Raw genomic sequence first — 15,623 nt, 5'->3', positions numbered from 1 at the left:
CTGCGTCGTTCGTCATTGCAGCGTGGCGAGATACGCCGAGAGCGCCTCGGCCTCCTGCGCATTGAGCGCGATGGAAGGCATGAGCCCATCCGGCTTGATGCGCTGCGCGTGGCGTATCCAGTCCAGTTGATGCTCGGGCGTGTTGCTCAACGCACCCGCGGCGATGAGCCGCCGCGAACCGAGGTGCGTCAGGTCCGGCGCCTGCGCGCCCGCTGAGGGTGTACCGCGCACCGTATGGCAGCCGGCACAGCGAGCCTCGAAGAGGCGCGCGCCCGCGCGGGCCGCTGTGCTCGTTGCCGCGGCGTGCGGCGCGGCTTGTGCGGACCACCAGGCGTCGAACGCCGCGCGATCTTCGGCCACCACTTCGAACGCCATGTGCGCGTGCTGCGCTCCGCAGAACTGCGAGCACTGGCCGCGATAAACGCCGGGCGCATCGGCTTCGATCCACTGCTCGTTGAGACGGCCCGGAATCGTTTGGGTCTTGCCTGCGAGTTGCGGCACCCAGAACGCGTGGATCACGTCGGCGCTGCGTAGCTCGATCTTCACGGGCTCGCCCACCGGTATGTGGATCTCGTTCGCCGTCGCGAAGTCGCGCGCCGGGTGGGCGGGATCGCGGTAGTCGACCTTCCACCACCAGTCGTAGGCGGTGACCGAGACGGTGAGCGCGGGCGGGCGCGACGGCGCGGCCACGGAATCGAGCGTCACGAGCATGTAGACGAGCGCGCCGAACAGCGCCACGGCCGAGATGCCGGTGCCGATGTAGATCCATTGCATGCCGCCCGCGTCGGGTGGCAAGCGGTTGTTGGCGGCGGGCGCGCGGCGTTTTGCAACGCCGACGACGAGCAGCGCGGCCACAATGACCATCACCGCGGTGACGAGCGCCGCCAGCGCCCAGCCGAGGTACATCGTCGGTCGCGCCGCCGGGCCTGCCGCGTGCAGAAAATAGTTGAGCGGGGCCGCTCGCGCATCGCGTGCGGCCGTCATGCACAGTGCGCTGATTGCGGCGGCAGCAGCGGGAGTTGTGGCCGCCGCAGCCGTTGCGAGCCTCGCCGGTAGTCTGCGTGGCTTGCGACGCACGAGGCGCACCGCTGCGAAGCCACGCACGAAAGCGATGCAGCGCAGCCGCTGCGCACCGCCGTCGCATGCCCCTGCCGTGTTGCCCGTTTGCTTCACTCGCTCCTTCATGCCGCAGCGCCCTCAAGCTTGCATCTCGCTTGCTGCGTTCGGCTCGACGGGGCAGCGCGCATCGCGGCGTGCCGCCGCGTGCCGCCTCTTCATTGCAGCAATTCCCGATGGCAGAGCAAGATTCGGCCCACGGTTGTTGTGCGGCGCGAAGACGAACCGAAGTGCCGCGCGACTCCAGAATTCCCTGTGGCTTGCCGCGCCAACCGGCCGATTTTTCTCGCACGGCGCACGGAAGGATTTGCAAACGGGCAGTACGCGTTACGCGGCCTGCCCGCTCGCGCTTGCCCGGGCTGTCACGGCTCCAGCTTCACCTTGATCCAGCCGGGCTCGCGCACGTCGAAGGCGCGATAGGCGTCGATGGCATTCAGTATCGGCTCGCGCTGCGTGAGCACGCTCACGGGGTCGATGCTGCCGTTGCGCACCAGCTCCACGAGATGCGGCGTCACCGTACGATGGTTGCAGTTGCCCATGCGCACCGTGAGATTGCGGTTCATCGCCTCGCCGACAGGAAAGAAGCGGTCCGAAGGCGGATACACGCCGATGATGGCCACCGTGCCCGCCTTCGCCACAGACGACACCGCCCACACCAGCACCTGCGACGGTCCGCTGCCCGGCCGCCATTGGCGCTTTTCGCCTTCCTCACCGTTCTCACGCCGGGCGGACGCACGCTGCGGCGCGATCTCGTGTACTTCCTCGTCGAACTCCAGCGCGCGATCGCGTTGCGCTTCGGCAGCGGGCCCCTTCTGCGCGCGTTCGGCATCCACGCCTACCGCGTCGATCACGCGGTCCACGCCGATGCCGCCCGTCAGTTCGCGAATCATCTCCACGGGGTTCTCGTTGTCGAAGTTGATCACTTCCGCGCCTTGCGCCCGCGCCATGTCGAGCCGCGATTCGATGCGGTCCACCGCGATCACGCGGCCCGCGCCCATCAGCCTCGCGCTCGCAATCGCGAACTGGCCGACAGGGCCCGCGCCGAATACCGCGACCGTATCGCCGGGACGCACACCCGCCAGTTCCGCGCCGAAGTAGCCGGTGGGGAAGATGTCGGACATGAGAATGGCGCGGTCGTCGTCGATGTCGTCGGGCAGGCGGATCAGGCTTGCGTGCGCGAGCGGCGTGCGCGCGTATTGCGCCTGCAGCCCCTGGAACGGACCCGTGGTTTTCGGGCCGCCGAAAAATGCGGTGCCCGCAAGGCGTCCGTTCGGATTCGCGTTGTCGCACTGCGCCGTGTAGCCCGAGCGGCAGTACGAGCAATAGCCACACGAGATGGTGGATGGAATCAGCACGCGGTCACCCCTGCGCAGGTTGCGCGCGCCGCTGCCCACTTCCTCCACGATGCCTACGCCCTCGTGGCCCAGGATCGTGCCCGGCTGCATGCCGCTGAAAGTGCCGCGCACCATGTGCAAGTCCGTGCCGCAGATGGCACTCGACGTGAGCCGCACGATGGCGTCCGTGGGTTGCTGCATGCCGGGGTCCGGCACGGTATCCAGCCGGATGTCGCCTATGCCGTGAAATACCACTGCTTTCATGATCGCTCCTCCTCGTGAGTGCGGGGTGGTTCATGTTTCGGGTGCAGGTTTCGTGGTGAGGCGAGCAAGCGCGGCTCCTGAAAGCATTGCAATGGGAAGGCGGTTTTGTACCGGCATGGGTGCGCTTCTGTGGCCGCATCAGTCGTCTCTTCAGTGGCCCCCCTCAATGGCGGCTTCGGTGCGCGCGCGAGGTCCTCGTGCAAGGCACGCCCGTTGCTGGATAACGGGTGAGTCCGTCAACTCGACACAAGGAGGCAAGCATGTCCCAACACCCGGCTCAATCGCAGGATCATCGCCACCCCGGACGGCCCAGCCCGATCGCGGTACAGAAAGCACTTGGCGGCGTCGACTACCCCACCACGCGCGAGAAGCTCGTCGAGACGGCCCGGCACCACGGCGCAGGGCAGGACGTGATGGACCTGATCAGCCGTCTGCCGGATCGCAACTACGACAGCCCGGCGTCGGTATCGAAAGAGATTGCGCGGCTGCATTGAAGCCGCAGCCCAGCGAGTACGAAGGCACGAGGTCCAGTGCGGTGCCGCATCACCGCAGCACAGGCGCGGACCCGCAACGTAAGGAGGACATCATGAGCACACTCAATCCACGCGGAACCCACGACGGACCGGGCGCACGCATTGTCGGCAAGGGCAGCGAAACGGCGGAAGGCCCGGGCCCGGAAGTCATGGCCGCCGACACGCTGGAAGGCAACAAGGTCATTAGTTCGGATGGCGAAGATGTGGGCAAGGTGAAGGACATCATGCTGGACGTGCGCAGCGGGCGCATTGCCTATGCGGTGATGTCGAGCGGGGGTTTTCTCGGCATCGGCGACAAGCTGCTCGCCATTCCTTGGAACGCGTTGACGCTCGACACGGACAGCAAGTGCTTCCAGCTCGCCATGCCCGCAGAGCGCGTGAAGAACGCGCCTGGCTTCGATAAGGACCACTGGCCTTCCATGGCTGACCGCAGCTGGGCGAGCTCGGTACATCAGTTCTACGGCCGCGAACCGTACTGGAGCGGTTATGGCGGCTACGGAGGTGTAGGCTCGGACGCCCTCGGCACGGGCGATCTCGGACCGGGTTCGTCGGACGCACCGGAAGCAGGCGGAGTGAAGCTGTAACCGGTGGCGGGCGCCGGCCGGGCTGCGCACGTGGGGTCGTGTGCAGCCGACCGGCGCTTTTTTACGTGCGTGCGGCCCGCGCCGCGCGCTTACCCCGCATATGCACGAAACAGTCTGGTTTCTGATTGTGGGCGGCGTGCTCGTGTTCATGGGCATCGCGACGTCCACGCTCAAACGTCTGCCTGTCAGCGCGGCAATGGTCTACCTGCTGATCGGCTTTCTGCTCGGCCCGCCTGGCATCAATCTGCTGCAACTCGATATCGTGCGCGACGCGCATGTGCTGCGCGTGCTCACGGAGATCGCGTTGCTCGTGTCGCTGTTCGCTATCGGCCTGAGACTGCGCGTGCCGTTCAACAGCGCCATGTGGGTCCTGCCGTTGAGGCTCGGGCTGATCGCGATGATCGTCACGGTGCCGCTGCTCGCGTGGTTCGGCGTACAGGTGCTGAACCTGGCATGGGGACCGGCGCTGCTGCTGGGCGCCATGCTGGCCCCCACCGACCCCGTGCTCGCGCACGACGTGCAAGTGCACAACCCAGGCGACCTGGACCGCGTGCGCTTCTCGCTCTCGGGCGAAGGCGGCGTGAACGACGGCGTCGCGCTGCCGTTTGCACTGGCCGCTCTCGCGCTGTGCGAAGCCGGCGACATGCAGCGGCATGCGCTGCCTTCCATGCCGTTGCTGGTGGGCGAAGCGTTGTGGGGCGTGGCTGGCGCGGTGGTGACAGGCGGTGTGCTGGCGTGGGCGACCATGCATACGGTGGCGTGGCTGCGCACGCGCTACGCCAAAGCGCTGGGCCTGGAAGGCTTCTTCGCGCTGGGGCTGATCGAACTCGCTTACGGCGCCGCGCAGCTTGCGCACACGTATGGCTTCATCGCCGTGTTCGCGGCAGGCGTGACCATGCGGCGCGTCGAGCACCGTGCCAGCGGCGAGCGGCCGCCGCGCGAAGTGATCGGCGCAGTGGATTCGGACGACGTGGATGCCACGGCATCGGACCCGCAGAAAGCGCATGCGTACATGGCCGAATCGGTGCTGGGCTTCACGATCGAAATGGAGCGCATCGCGGAAGTCTTCGTGATGACGGTGGTGGGCAACGTGGTGGCCAACCTGCGCGAGCCGCTCTTCACGTGGCCGTGCCTCGCCGTGGTGGCGGCGCTGTTTTTCGTGGTGCGGCCGCTCGCGGTCATGCTCTCGCTCGCAGGCGCCAAGGCCACGCCCGCGCAACGCCGCTTGATGGGCTGGTTCGGCATACGCGGCGTGGGGTCGTTCTATTACCTCGCCTATTCGCTGGAGCAAGGGCCGGTCAAAACCATTCTGCCGCTCGTGCCGTTCGTGATCGCCACCATCGTGGCTTCGGTGATCGTGCATGGCATATCGGCGACGCCGTTGATGAACTGGTATCGACGGTTGCGGCATGCGTCGCGTTGACGTGCCCGCAAGCGCCTGAATGGCGCGTGGCGGGCGCTTGCGTCACTTTTTCAAAGGCGCTGCAAAGATTCTCAGAACCGGGACGCACGTCATGGCGCAGGCACGCCATCCTGCATGCCGTTGCCGTCACCGGGCGGTGCAGTGGCGCATTCCAGCACGCGCAGCAGAAGGCCCGGCGTAAGGGGCTTCGCGCAATGCGCGTCGAAGCCGGCAGCGCGGGCGCGGAAGCGATCTTCGCTCGATGCGAACGCACTGAAGGCGATCAGCAGCATGTGCCCCGTTTCAGGGTGCGCCCGCAGCCGGCGCGCGAGTTCCAGGCCGTCGAGGCCCGGCATCGCGATGTCCAGCACGACGGCGAACGGCTGCCAGTTCGCTGCGATATCGCAGACGCTCAAGGGGTCCGTCACGGCGCGGCATTCGAAGCCGTCCGCATCGAGCAGCATTTGCAGCGCGTCTGCCGCCTCGCGGTAGTCGTCCACGACGAGCACGCGGCGATGGCTCGCCATGGCCGGACGAAACGCCCGCCACAGAACGACGTCCTCGCCTGCGGCTCTCGCGTGCCCTGGCTGCCGGGTATCCCTCGTGTCTCCTGCCTCTCTTGCGTGTCTTGCGTCTCTTGCCCCGGGGTCGTTCACCTTGGGTCTCCTGCCGGACGGCGTCCGGTTGCTTGTGCGGCAGGCGGCACCGCGTGCCGCTCCGATCGCGTCGGCCTGGGTGCGCAAGCGCCGCGCCCGCGCGAAGAGAGGGCCCGTGCGGTACGACGCTTGCTGTTGCTCATATCGAAGCGCCGCGCGGCTGCTGCGTGTCTGCGGCTCGCCTGCCGTTTTCGACACGCTGCCGTGCCGGCCGTCCGGTCACCTCTCTCGACTCTTAACGCTTACCGCAGGAGGACTCATGAAGCGTCACCTCGCTCTCGCCGCCGTCGCCGCCATATGCGCTACCCCCGTGCTGCTCGACGCCACGCCGGCCTGGTCGCAGACCACCCAGGCGGCATCCACCACGGCCGCCAATCCGCTGCCCGAACCAGACCAGCGCTTCGTGCAGGCGGCCACCCTGTCCAGCTCGACCGAAATCGACGCAGCCAAGCTCGCTTCGGACCAAAGCCAGAACAAGGACGTGAAGTCGTTCGCACGCCACATGCGCCTCGACCATACGAAGCTCACAGTGCAGCTGAAGATGGCGGCACCGCATGGCGTGCAGGTTCCGAAGGACAACAGCGATACGTCCATTCTCGACAGCCTGAAACCGCTGAAGGGCGCGGAGTTCGACAAGGCATACGTGGAGAAGGTGGGCCTGGAAGGACACAAGCAAACCATTGCGGCCTTCAAGGACGAAATCGCGAACGGCCAGAACGCGGACCTGAAGCGCGCGGCACAAAAGGCGCTGCCGACCATCGAGCGACACTACAAGATGGCGCAGGATCTCGCGCAGAAGCTGGGCGTTTCGACGGCGTCGGCACAATGAGCCGCAAACGGCCGCAGGCCGGTTCGCGAACGAGGGGCGTTTGTGCCGTGGATGCGCTCATAGGTCGCGGCGGTGGGGGCAACCTCGCGAGCGGTACGAGCGGCTTGGGCCGCCTGGCCAGGCCCTGAAACATGGCCTCCGGCAACGATGGACCCAAGCCCGCGCAACGTGCTGGGCGCAGCGGCGTGCAAGTGGATCGCGAGCAGCAGCCCGATACGCTCGACGCATGCCGCCGCTGCGCGCTCTGGCACGACGCCACGCAGCCCGTGCCGGGCGCCGGGCCCGCTCACGCGCCCATCATGCTGGTGGGCGAGCAGCCCGGCGACAAGGAAGACCAGCAGGGCATGCCCTTCGTGGGCCCGGCCGGCGCGCTGCTGGACGACGCGCTACAGGCGGCCGGCGTGGCGCGCGACGCCGTCTATGTCACCAACGCAGTGAAGCATTTCAAATGGGAACTGCGCGGCAAGCGGCGCATGCACAAGACGCCGGCGCAGCGCGAAGTGGAGGCGTGTCACTACTGGCTGGAAAGAGAACTCGCCGACGTGAAGCCGGCCGTGCTGGTAGCGCTTGGCGCAACGGCCCTCTCCGCGCTGATGCAGAACGCACACATGCGGCTGCAGGATGCGTTCGGCCGCGTGATGGAGCACGACGGGAAGCTCGTGATCGCGACGTGGCACCCGTCGTATGCCCTGCGCGCGCCAGACCCGGCGACTCGCAAGCGCGCATTCGACGACATCGTGGAAGCGCTGGCGAAGGCGGGCAAGCTGGCGGCACAGGCGAAGGACCAAGGCAAGGGCAAGGGGGGCCGATGAAGGGGCCGCCTTCGGCGCGCTGCATACGGTTTGCACGCGTGTCCGGCGGCAGGCATCCAGGTCCAAAAATCCGGCATCCCGAAAACTCTCACCTCTAGCGTCCGGGCGACCCGGTTTGAACACCGCTCAGGCCCGCCGCGCAAGGCTGTGCGGCGCTCAGCTCCTGGAACGGCTCACCGGTCCCGAAAACCTTCACCTTTGCCGCCAACAGGGCTTCGGCATCACCCACGAAATTTACGGGGGAAAGAACGCGTAAGGCGGTACCGATTCGCCGCTCTTTTCAGCCGACGGTGTGCCGCGCGGCGGCCCTACTCTGCTGAAGCGCGGCTTTGCCCGTTCACCCGCAATGCGGGCATCCACGCGCTTTCGCAACACGCCTCATGGAGATGTCATGCGCCGACTCGTCATTGTTCTGACGTTCGCGGGCCTCACGCAGCTGCAAGCCTGTGCGAGCACCGTGGGCAACCTCGCGCTGGGCGCGGGCATTGGCGCGGTCGCCGCGGTTTCGGCCATGGTGTGCGCCATCGGTTGCCATTGACCTGGCTGTCGACGCATAAAGGAGAACGGGTGCCGGCCGAATCGCCACACCCGTTTCGATCACGCTTCAGGACGCCACCGCGTTCGCTCCGGCGTCACGACGCCCTGAACGATGACGCGCGTCGGAAGCGCACGCGTCTGCATGCCGCCGCCTGTGGCGCGCGCTGATCGACGCAATTCGCACAGGGCGAAGCCAGGAAGCGCGGCACACACAGCGCGCCTCCCGCAAACGCTCACCTTTGCTTCTCTCTCAGGTTCTTCTCGCCGTGCTGGGTGACGCCATGGCGGTGTGTGCGTGCTCTTCGGTTCCTTCGTTCAGGGCGCGGTCGGTACGGTCAGCGTGGTCCGTGCGACGCAGCGTGTGCGGCAGGCCGTACAGCACGATGCCCGCGCAGACAAGACTCATTGCGCCGATCACATAGAGCGCCGGTGTGGTGCTGCCGGTGAGATCGCGCACGCGGCCCACCATCACCGGACTCACGATGCCGCCCAATTGCCCCAGCGTGTTGATGAGCGCAATGCCGCCTGCGGCGCCCGCGCCCGTCACGAGCCTGGGCGGCAAGGCCCAGAACGCGGGAATGGAAGCGATCACACCCGCGCCCAGCACAGCAAGCGCCGCGACGAGCAACGCAGTCTGGTGATCGAAGAAGCCCGCCGCGAAAAATCCCACCGCCGACATGGCAAGCAATGCCGCCACGAACTTGTGGCGTTCGCCGCTCACGTCCGAAAGACGCCCCACGATCACCATGCACGCCGCGCCGCAAATGTACGGCACCGCCGTCAGCAGACCGATGAGCGTGGGGTTGTGCGTGCCCGCGCTGCGAATCAGATGCGGCGCCCAGAAGTTGAGCCCATACGACGCCACCTGAATCAGGAAATAGACGAAGGCCAGCGTGAGAAAGCCCGGCGTACGGATGGCCCCGAGCAGGGAATGACCACTGCTGCCGGGCTGCCGCTGCTGCGCGATGGCCTCGGCGAGTTGTGTCTTTTCGGCGGGCGAGAGCCAGCTTGCATCATCGATACGATCCTTCAGCACGCGCAGCACGAGAAGGCCCAGCGCGATGCAAGGCAAGCCACCCAGCAGAAAGAGCCAATGCCAGCCGCGTACGTTCAGCACACCGTCCATGTGACCCAGCACGAGGCCCGACAGCGGCGCGCCCACCAGCCCCGAAAACGCGGAAGCGAGAAACAGCAGCGACGTGATGCGTCCGCGATGGCTCGCGGGAAACCACAGCGTCAGGTAATACAGCACGCCAGGCGCGAAGCCCGCTTCCATGGCGCCGATAACGAACCGCAAACCGTAGAACTGCCACTCGTTGCTCACGAACACCATGGCCGCCGTTGCAAGACCCCACGAAATCATGATGCGGGCAATCCATCGGCGCGCGCCCACCTTGTAGAGCAGCATGTTGCTCGGCACCTCGAAGAGCACGTAGCCGATCACGAAGAGACTTGCGCCGAGCCCATACGCGGTGTCGGACAAAGCGAGGTCCGTCTGCAGCTGGAACTTCGCAAAGCTGATGTTGATGCGGTCGAAGAATGCGAACAGGTAGCAGAGCATGATGAGCGGCATCAGCCGCCATGCCGCCTTTCTGACGATGTCTGCTATGGCTTTTGCGTGGTGGTCGACGCTGTGTGCGGCAACCGGGCTGGAATGATTCATGGTGTCTCCTTGCCGTACCCCGCGATGCGGGGCGGCTATGCGTGTCGTTATCGGAAAGCGTGTGATGCGTCGTGGTCTCCCGCTGTGGCCTTCATCAAGCGGGCACGGCGTGTGGAACGGGATGCAGGTCGCAGTTGCGGCCGGCCTTTGCGACGTGGCCCGGCACGTCATGCCCGAGCAGCGCAGGCAAGGTGCGAGACAGGGCGATCAGCTTCGGAAGATCGATGCCGGTTGGAATGCCCATCTGCTCGCACATGTTCACGAGGTCTTCGGTGCAGATGTTGCCCGACGCACCCGGTGCAAACGGACAACCGCCCAGGCCGCCGAGCGCGGCATCGAAGCGGCGCGCGCCAGCCTCGTAGGCCGCGAGCACATTGGCGAGACCCAACCCGCGCGTGTTGTGGAAGTGCAGCGTCAGCGCGTGGGCAGGCAATCGGTCGAGCGCGCGTCGCACCATGCGCGCGACCTGGCGCGGGTTCGCCATGCCGGTGGTGTCGGCCAGCGTCACGCCTTCGATGCCCATCTCGCAATACGCATCGACAATCGCGAATACGCGGGCTTCGTCTATCGAACCCTCGAACGGACAGCCGAAAGCCGTGGCCACGGTCGCGTTCAGACGCACGCCGGAGCGCTTTGCGAGCGCCACGATGTCGCCGAATGCTTCGAGCGACGCTTCGCAGCTCATGCGCATGTTGGCGCGGTTGTGCGTCTGACTTGCGGACATGACGAGATTGAGTTCGTCGGCGCCTGATGCCAGCGCACGTTCGGCGCCCTTGAGGTTCGGCACCAGCGCCACGACAATCACGCCGCTATGCCGCCGGATGCCCTGAAACACGGCCTCGCCGTCACGCAGTGCCGGCACGGCTTTGGGCGATACGAACGAGCCCGCCTCGATGCGCGTGAAGCCCGCAGTGGAAAGCGCGTCGATGAGCGCAATCTTGTCGGCTGTTTCAACCCATGTGGGCTCGATCTGCAGACCGTCGCGCGGTGCGACTTCCTGCACGATCAGCGTGTCGTATTGCGCGCTTTCGTAGGCGTTCATTGCACGGCTCCTTCGCGACGCAGCCGCTCGATGTCTTCCTGCGCGAAACCGAGGCCCGCCAGCACGCTTTGGGTGTGCTCGCCAAGCGACGGTCCGCTCCAGCGCATTTCGCCCGGCGTGTCGGAGAGCTTCGGCACGATGCCGGGCATTCTCACCGTGGCGCCGCCCGGCAGCGTCGTGTCCAGCAACATGCCGCGCGCCTGATAGTGCGGATCGCTAACGATATCGGCCACGGAATAGATGCGGCCCGCCGGTACCTCGGCGCGTTCCAGCACGGCGAGCACGTCGGCAATCGAGTGATGCGAAGTCCACGCGACGATCGCGGCATCCAGTTCGGCGCTGCGTGCCACGCGTCCGTCGTTGCGGGCGAGTGCGGGGTCGTCGGCGAGATCGGGTCGACCGATGGCGTTCATCAGCCGCTTGAAGATGGGATCGCTGTTGCCGGCGATCACGACGAATGCGCCGTCTTCGGTGCGATACGTGTTCGACGGTGCGATGCCGGGCAGTGCGCCGCCGCTGCGCTCGCGCACGTGTCCGAGCAGATCGTATTCGGGCACGAGGCTTTCCATGAGATTGAACACGCTTTCCACAAGCGACACGTCCACTACCTGCCCGTCGCCCTGCCCTGTCTTCACGCGCAGCACCGACATCAGGGCGCCGATCACGCCATGCAACGACGCGAGCGAATCGCCCAGGCTGACGCCCGCGCGGGCCGGTGCGCCGTCCGCGTCGCCGGTGGTGTAGCGGATGCCGCCCATCGCCTCGCCGATGGCGCCGAATCCAGGACGGTCGCGGTACGGGCCTGTCTGACCGTAGCCGGAGATGCGCACCATGGTGAGCCGCGGGTTGAGCGCGTGCAGCACGTCCCAGCCGAGCCCGAGCTTTTCGAGCGCGCCAGGACGCAGGTTTTCCACGAGGACGTCCGCTTCGGCAAGCAGGCGCTTGACCACCTCGACGCCGTCGTCGGACTTCAGGTTCACGCAGATCGACTTCTTGTTGCGTGACTGCAGGTACCACCAGAGCGAGGTGCCCTCGTGCAGCTTGCGCCACTTGCGCAGCGGGTCGCCACCATCCGGGGCTTCTATCTTGACGACCTCCGCGCCGAATTCGGCGAAGAGGCGCGCGGCGAACGGTGCCGCGATGAGCGTGCCGATTTCGACCACGCGTATGCCGTGCAACGGACCGGCCATATTGCTGTCTCCCGTGTTTCATCGATGTTGGGAGAGAGACTAGAAGCGCGGCGCGGGTGTGTCCAACCGCAATTCGGCAACGGGCTTTCGCGTTTGACGAACGCTCAGTGAACGCTCAGTGGGCGTTCGGACCTGCGTTGGCTTCCACGGTGCGCAGATGGTCGTACAGCGCGCGGGCCACGGGCGAAAGCCCCGCTTCGTCGCGCACCACGAGAACGAGTTCGCGCTTTGCCCATTCGTCGCTGAGCATGACGGCCGTGAGACCCAGCGGCCGGCCCATGATGCCGTACACGTTCGCCGGCAACACGCCCACGCCCATGCCGGCCTGCACCATCCGGCAGACTGCATCGAAGCCCGGCACGTGAATGCGCAGCTTCAGCGGCTTGCCGCACGCACGCGCCGCGGCATGCGTGCGCGCGTTGATCGAACTCGCGGAATGCAGGCCGACGTGGTCGCTCTCGAGCGTATCGGCGAATGCAATGCGTTCCAGTCCCGCAAGCGGATGGTCTTGCCGCATCACCACGCAAAGTTCGTCGTGGCGGTAGTGCGTGGTGTGAAGTCCGCGCGCATCGGTCTCGCCCGCGCAAATGCCGAGATCGACCAGACTGTCGGCCACTGCTTCTACAACGCCTGCACTGGGGCGCTCCTCCAGATCGATCTTGACCTGCTCGTTGAGCGCCAGAAAGGCGCGCAGATCTTCGGGAAGGAATTCGACGATGGCGGAGAGGTTGGCCATCATCCGCACGTAGCCGCGCACGCCGCTTGCATAGCCGGCCAGTTCGATGCCGATGTTCTCGATGCCTCTCATGACGAGACGCGCGTGGTGCAGCAGCGTCTCGCCGGCGGGCGTAAGCGTCATGCCGCGCGCGGTGCGCTGGAACAGCGTCGAGCCGACCGCCTGTTCCAGTTCGAGCAGCCGCTTGCTGGCGGCGGAGACCGCAATGGCTTCGCGGTCCGCTGCACGTGTGAGGGTGCCTTCCTCATACACGGCAATGAAGAGTTGCAGCGTGGTGAGGTCGAGCCGCTTCAACAGGTTCTTGGGCGCCATGGCGGTACGGATGCGCAACGCGCTTCGGTTCGGACGATGACGCGCATTGTGCACCGGGTTGCCGGCGCGGGTGGATGGAGTGGCGCGGTGGTGCGCGTTCAGAACTGCACTCAGGCTCGCGCGCACATCGCAATGAGGCCCGATTCGCGGGTCCCGAAAAGCCTCACCATTCAATGGGATTCAGGACGTGCCGGCGCGCGTGAATGGTATGGGAGAGAGTGCGTTAACCCCTGAATTTCCAGGGGTTTCCATTGCGGCATGCCGTTGAGGTGAACGCATTTCAGGGCGCGCACCGCACGCTCCCGAAAACTCTCACCTCTTGCCGAAACGGCGCGGGGCACGCGCCGTTGTCGGCCTCAATGCCCCAACGACTCCACTTCGCGCGGAGCCGCTTCGATGGCATGCGGCCGCGCCATCTGTTTGATCAGCAATGCTGCACATGCCAGCAGGCCGGCCGCCGCGATGGTGGCGAACACCCCGGCGAACGTGAAGTGCCGGCGCGTGAGTTCGGCCACGAGGAACGAGCCCGCAATGCCGCCGAAGCGGCCCACGCCCAGCATCCAGGCCACGCCGGTGCCGCGTCCTTCGGTGGGATAGAAGGCGGCGGCGAGCGCGGGCATAGACGATTGCGCAGTGTTCATCAGCACGCCGGCTACGAACACGACCAGCACGAGCAGCCCGATATTGCCCACGGCCTGGCCGATGCAATACACGCTCACAGCCGTGAGCGCGTAACAGGCGGCAACCATCCGGTTCGGATTGAAGCGGTCCATCAACACGCCAAGCAGCACCGCGCCCACCCCGCCCAGCGGGAACAGCGCCGAAATGAGCGTCGCACTCCTGGGCGTGAGGCCAGCGTCCTTGAGCAGGATAGGCATCCAGTTGATTGACGCGTAGAAGATGACGAGGCCCATGAAGTAGGCGAGCCACAGCATCACGGACCCAAGCAGGTACGAGCGCGAGAGCACGACGCCCAGGCCCTTGCCGCCCGTTTGCGGCGCCGCTTCGGTCATCACGAACGACGAGGCGTGCAGCGCATCCGGCGAAATGCGGGCCAGCGCTGCCCGAATGCGTTCGGCAGGACGCCGGTTCGCCACCATGAAGCGCACCGACTCCGGCATCTTGAGCATAAGCGCAACCGCGAGCAGCAGCGGCGCTACGCCGCCCAGCACGAGCACACTGCGCCAGCCGAATTGCGGAATCATCCATGCGGCGAGAAAGCCGCCCAGCGCGGCGCCGAGCGGGAAGCCGCAGAACATCAGGTTAATGACCGTGGCGCGCCGGCGATCGGGACAAAACTCGCCCATCATCGTGACCGCATTCGGCATGGCCGCCCCCAGACCGACGCCTGTGATGAAGCGCAGCACCGTGAGTTGTCCGATGCCGGACGAAAACGCCGAGGCAAGACAGACGAGGCCGAACACGCACACCGAACCGAGCAGCAGCGCCCGGCGCCCCAAGCGGTCCGACAGCGGACCCGAAACGAGCGCGCCGCACGCGAGGCCGAACAGCGCGGCGCTCAGCACGGGCGCGAGGTCCGGTTTGGTCAGGTGCCACTCGGTGAGCAGCGCGGGTGCAATGAAGCCGATGGCCGCGGTGTCGAAACCGTCCAGCAGGACGATCACGAAACACATGAGGAAGATGAGCCACTGAAACCGGCCGAACGGCTGCTCGTTGATGAAGGTCTGTACGTTGACGACCGAGGTGCGATTCATCGCGTGTCTCCCGCTATAGTCGGCGCGGCGGGGCTGCCGCGTCCTTTTTGTGACTTCGCATCAAGATCCGCGTTGCGCGGATTTGATCAGCGTCAAAGTCTCGCATCGGCCGCGGTCTGGAGCAACGGGAAAGCCCGGATAGGGCCTATCCGGAAAAGCGATAGTGCGCGCGCGGTGGCCCTAGAACTTCACCCTCAACTGGAAGCCGAGGGTAAACGGCAGGTCGTCCGAGGGAATGGGCGGAATCACGATGACGTTGGCGCCCACACGCCGGTATTCGAACATCAGCAGCGGCGCCACCACCGGGCCGATGGTGTGGTCGCGCCCCAAGCCCCAATTGCCGTAGTTGTAGCCGGAGATGATGCCGCCCATCACGGCGACGCGCACGAAACCCCAATGCGCGAACTCCGGTGCCCAGACAGCGCCGCCGTACCACGACGGGCGACGCAGCGAGTTGCGAAAGCCGCCTGCGGTGAGCGCCCATTGCTGCCCGGGCCAGCATTCGATGCCGAGGCCGGGGTTGAAGTCCTCGAAATGCTTGTCGGGGTTGATGTGGTAGGAGCCCACCATTGCATCTACCCAGAGGCCGTTCGCGCACCAGCTGGCAGCGCGGGCGCCGCTCGCGGCCAGCAGCAACGTAGCGGCCAGCGCGGCGGCGAGGTAGGTGGGCTTCTTGTTGTTCCGCCTCGAGAGCATGTCTTCTCCATCGCCGGTCTGGTGCCGGCGCGATTCGTTTGTTGTCCGTCAGGGTTCTGTGCCCGAAAAAGAAGGGCGCCAGCTAGCCAACCCAAGTCGCGAACTGTACCGCAACAGGCGGAAAACGCAGTGGAAGACGTGCTCGGGCAAAGCGGCACGCGCGTTGCGCGGCGGTACAGACCTGGGCGCAACCATAAGGGAA

15 protein-coding genes are annotated in these 15,623 nt (G+C 66.1%); 6 read left to right on the top strand and 9 right to left on the bottom strand.

All coding sequences use genetic code 11. The features are described from left to right. Positions 1–12 precede the first annotated feature (12 nt). Positions 13–984 carry a cytochrome c oxidase subunit II gene (gene coxB / locus P2869_RS30985; RefSeq protein ID WP_233411380.1) on the bottom strand — a complete coding sequence of 324 codons (972 nt, stop codon included), beginning with the start codon at positions 982–984 and terminating at the stop codon, positions 13–15. Positions 985–1,478: 494 nt separating this feature from the next. Beyond that, positions 1,479–2,714, bottom strand: a complete 1,236-nt coding sequence (locus tag P2869_RS30980; protein WP_277598995.1) for a zinc-dependent alcohol dehydrogenase — start codon at positions 2,712–2,714, stop codon at positions 1,479–1,481. 260 nt (positions 2,715–2,974) lie between these two features. On the opposite strand from P2869_RS30980, the gene P2869_RS30975 reads away from it, so the two are divergent. The 3 genes from P2869_RS30975 to P2869_RS30965 all read left to right on the top strand — a co-directional run bounded on the left by P2869_RS30975 (position 2,975) and on the right by P2869_RS30965 (position 5,254). Then, entirely contained in the window at positions 2,975–3,208 is a 234-nt protein-coding gene (locus P2869_RS30975) for a DUF2795 domain-containing protein (RefSeq protein WP_017774160.1), read from the top strand. Between the two features lie 92 nt (positions 3,209–3,300). Beyond that, the gene (locus P2869_RS30970) at positions 3,301–3,831 is read left to right on the top strand and encodes a PRC-barrel domain-containing protein (RefSeq protein WP_017774159.1); all 531 of its coding nucleotides are present in this window, start codon (positions 3,301–3,303) and stop codon (positions 3,829–3,831) included. 100 nt (positions 3,832–3,931) lie between these two features. Next, entirely contained in the window at positions 3,932–5,254 is a 1,323-nt protein-coding gene (locus P2869_RS30965) for a cation:proton antiporter (RefSeq protein ID WP_277598994.1), read from the top strand. An 89-nt stretch (positions 5,255–5,343) separates the two neighbouring features. Here P2869_RS30965 and P2869_RS30960 read toward each other — a convergent pair whose 3' ends face one another. Beyond that, on the bottom strand, positions 5,344–5,760 hold the full coding sequence (locus tag P2869_RS30960; RefSeq protein WP_017774157.1) for a response regulator: 417 nt from the start codon (positions 5,758–5,760) through the stop codon (positions 5,344–5,346). Positions 5,761–6,148: 388 nt separating this feature from the next. Between P2869_RS30960 and P2869_RS30955 the strand changes: the two genes are divergently transcribed. From P2869_RS30955 to P2869_RS30945, 3 genes are all read left to right on the top strand, one after another. Further along, on the top strand, positions 6,149–6,718 hold the full coding sequence (locus P2869_RS30955) for a DUF4142 domain-containing protein (RefSeq protein WP_277598993.1): 570 nt from the start codon (positions 6,149–6,151) through the stop codon (positions 6,716–6,718). Between the two features lie 131 nt (positions 6,719–6,849). Further along, a complete protein-coding gene (locus P2869_RS30950; protein ID WP_277598992.1) occupies positions 6,850–7,530 on the top strand; it encodes a UdgX family uracil-DNA binding protein in 681 nt (226 codons plus the stop codon). A 391-nt stretch (positions 7,531–7,921) separates the two neighbouring features. Then, positions 7,922–8,068, top strand: a complete 147-nt coding sequence (locus tag P2869_RS30945; RefSeq protein WP_017774154.1) for a hypothetical protein — start codon at positions 7,922–7,924, stop codon at positions 8,066–8,068. 249 nt (positions 8,069–8,317) lie between these two features. On the opposite strand, the gene P2869_RS30940 is transcribed toward P2869_RS30945, so the two are convergent. The 6 genes from P2869_RS30940 to P2869_RS30915 form a co-directional block, all read right to left on the bottom strand. Further along, complete coding sequence (locus P2869_RS30940; protein WP_277598991.1) at positions 8,318–9,730, bottom strand: MFS transporter; 1,413 nt, start codon at positions 9,728–9,730, stop codon at positions 8,318–8,320. Between the two features lie 94 nt (positions 9,731–9,824). Then, complete coding sequence (locus P2869_RS30935; protein WP_277598990.1) at positions 9,825–10,772, bottom strand: hydroxymethylglutaryl-CoA lyase; 948 nt, start codon at positions 10,770–10,772, stop codon at positions 9,825–9,827. Beyond that, positions 10,769–11,962, bottom strand: a complete 1,194-nt coding sequence (locus P2869_RS30930) for a CaiB/BaiF CoA-transferase family protein (RefSeq protein WP_277598989.1) — start codon at positions 11,960–11,962, stop codon at positions 10,769–10,771. The genes P2869_RS30935 and P2869_RS30930 overlap by 4 nt, the downstream gene beginning before the upstream one ends. 115 nt (positions 11,963–12,077) lie before the next feature. Continuing rightward, complete coding sequence (locus P2869_RS30925; protein ID WP_126875528.1) at positions 12,078–13,010, bottom strand: LysR family transcriptional regulator; 933 nt, start codon at positions 13,008–13,010, stop codon at positions 12,078–12,080. A gap of 356 nt (positions 13,011–13,366) precedes the next feature. Beyond that, positions 13,367–14,725: an MFS transporter gene (locus P2869_RS30920; protein WP_126875527.1), complete on the bottom strand. Its 1,359-nt coding sequence runs from the start codon at positions 14,723–14,725 to the stop codon at positions 13,367–13,369. 180 nt (positions 14,726–14,905) lie between these two features. Further along, the gene (locus tag P2869_RS30915; RefSeq protein ID WP_277598988.1) at positions 14,906–15,421 is read right to left on the bottom strand and encodes a hypothetical protein; all 516 of its coding nucleotides are present in this window, start codon (positions 15,419–15,421) and stop codon (positions 14,906–14,908) included. Positions 15,422–15,623: the final 202 nt, after the last annotated feature.

Source organism: Paraburkholderia sp. SUR17, from assembly GCF_029536165.1.
Lineage (GTDB): Bacteria > Pseudomonadota > Gammaproteobacteria > Burkholderiales > Burkholderiaceae > Paraburkholderia > Paraburkholderia kururiensis.
Note: the sequence above shows the minus strand (reverse complement) of the source record. Positions and strands in the feature narration are given on the sequence as shown.

Excerpts from the sequence above, each read along its gene's own strand:
- coxB (WP_233411380.1), bottom strand. The coding sequence starts at position 984 with ATGACGGCCGCACGCGATGCGCGAGCGGCCCCGCTCAACTATTTTCTG.
- P2869_RS30980 (WP_277598995.1), bottom strand. The coding sequence starts at position 2,714 with ATGAAAGCAGTGGTATTTCACGGCATAGGCGACATCCGGCTGGATACC.
- P2869_RS30975 (WP_017774160.1), top strand. The coding sequence starts at position 2,975 with ATGTCCCAACACCCGGCTCAATCGCAGGATCATCGCCACCCCGGACGG.
- P2869_RS30970 (WP_017774159.1), top strand. The coding sequence starts at position 3,301 with ATGAGCACACTCAATCCACGCGGAACCCACGACGGACCGGGCGCACGC.
- P2869_RS30965 (WP_277598994.1), top strand. The coding sequence starts at position 3,932 with ATGCACGAAACAGTCTGGTTTCTGATTGTGGGCGGCGTGCTCGTGTTC.
- P2869_RS30960 (WP_017774157.1), bottom strand. The coding sequence starts at position 5,760 with ATGGCGAGCCATCGCCGCGTGCTCGTCGTGGACGACTACCGCGAGGCG.
- P2869_RS30955 (WP_277598993.1), top strand. The coding sequence starts at position 6,149 with ATGAAGCGTCACCTCGCTCTCGCCGCCGTCGCCGCCATATGCGCTACC.
- P2869_RS30950 (WP_277598992.1), top strand. The coding sequence starts at position 6,850 with ATGGCCTCCGGCAACGATGGACCCAAGCCCGCGCAACGTGCTGGGCGC.
- P2869_RS30945 (WP_017774154.1), top strand. The coding sequence starts at position 7,922 with ATGCGCCGACTCGTCATTGTTCTGACGTTCGCGGGCCTCACGCAGCTG.
- P2869_RS30940 (WP_277598991.1), bottom strand. The coding sequence starts at position 9,730 with ATGAATCATTCCAGCCCGGTTGCCGCACACAGCGTCGACCACCACGCA.
- P2869_RS30935 (WP_277598990.1), bottom strand. The coding sequence starts at position 10,772 with ATGAACGCCTACGAAAGCGCGCAATACGACACGCTGATCGTGCAGGAA.
- P2869_RS30930 (WP_277598989.1), bottom strand. The coding sequence starts at position 11,962 with ATGGCCGGTCCGTTGCACGGCATACGCGTGGTCGAAATCGGCACGCTC.
- P2869_RS30925 (WP_126875528.1), bottom strand. The coding sequence starts at position 13,010 with ATGGCGCCCAAGAACCTGTTGAAGCGGCTCGACCTCACCACGCTGCAA.
- P2869_RS30920 (WP_126875527.1), bottom strand. The coding sequence starts at position 14,725 with ATGAATCGCACCTCGGTCGTCAACGTACAGACCTTCATCAACGAGCAG.
- P2869_RS30915 (WP_277598988.1), bottom strand. The coding sequence starts at position 15,421 with ATGCTCTCGAGGCGGAACAACAAGAAGCCCACCTACCTCGCCGCCGCG.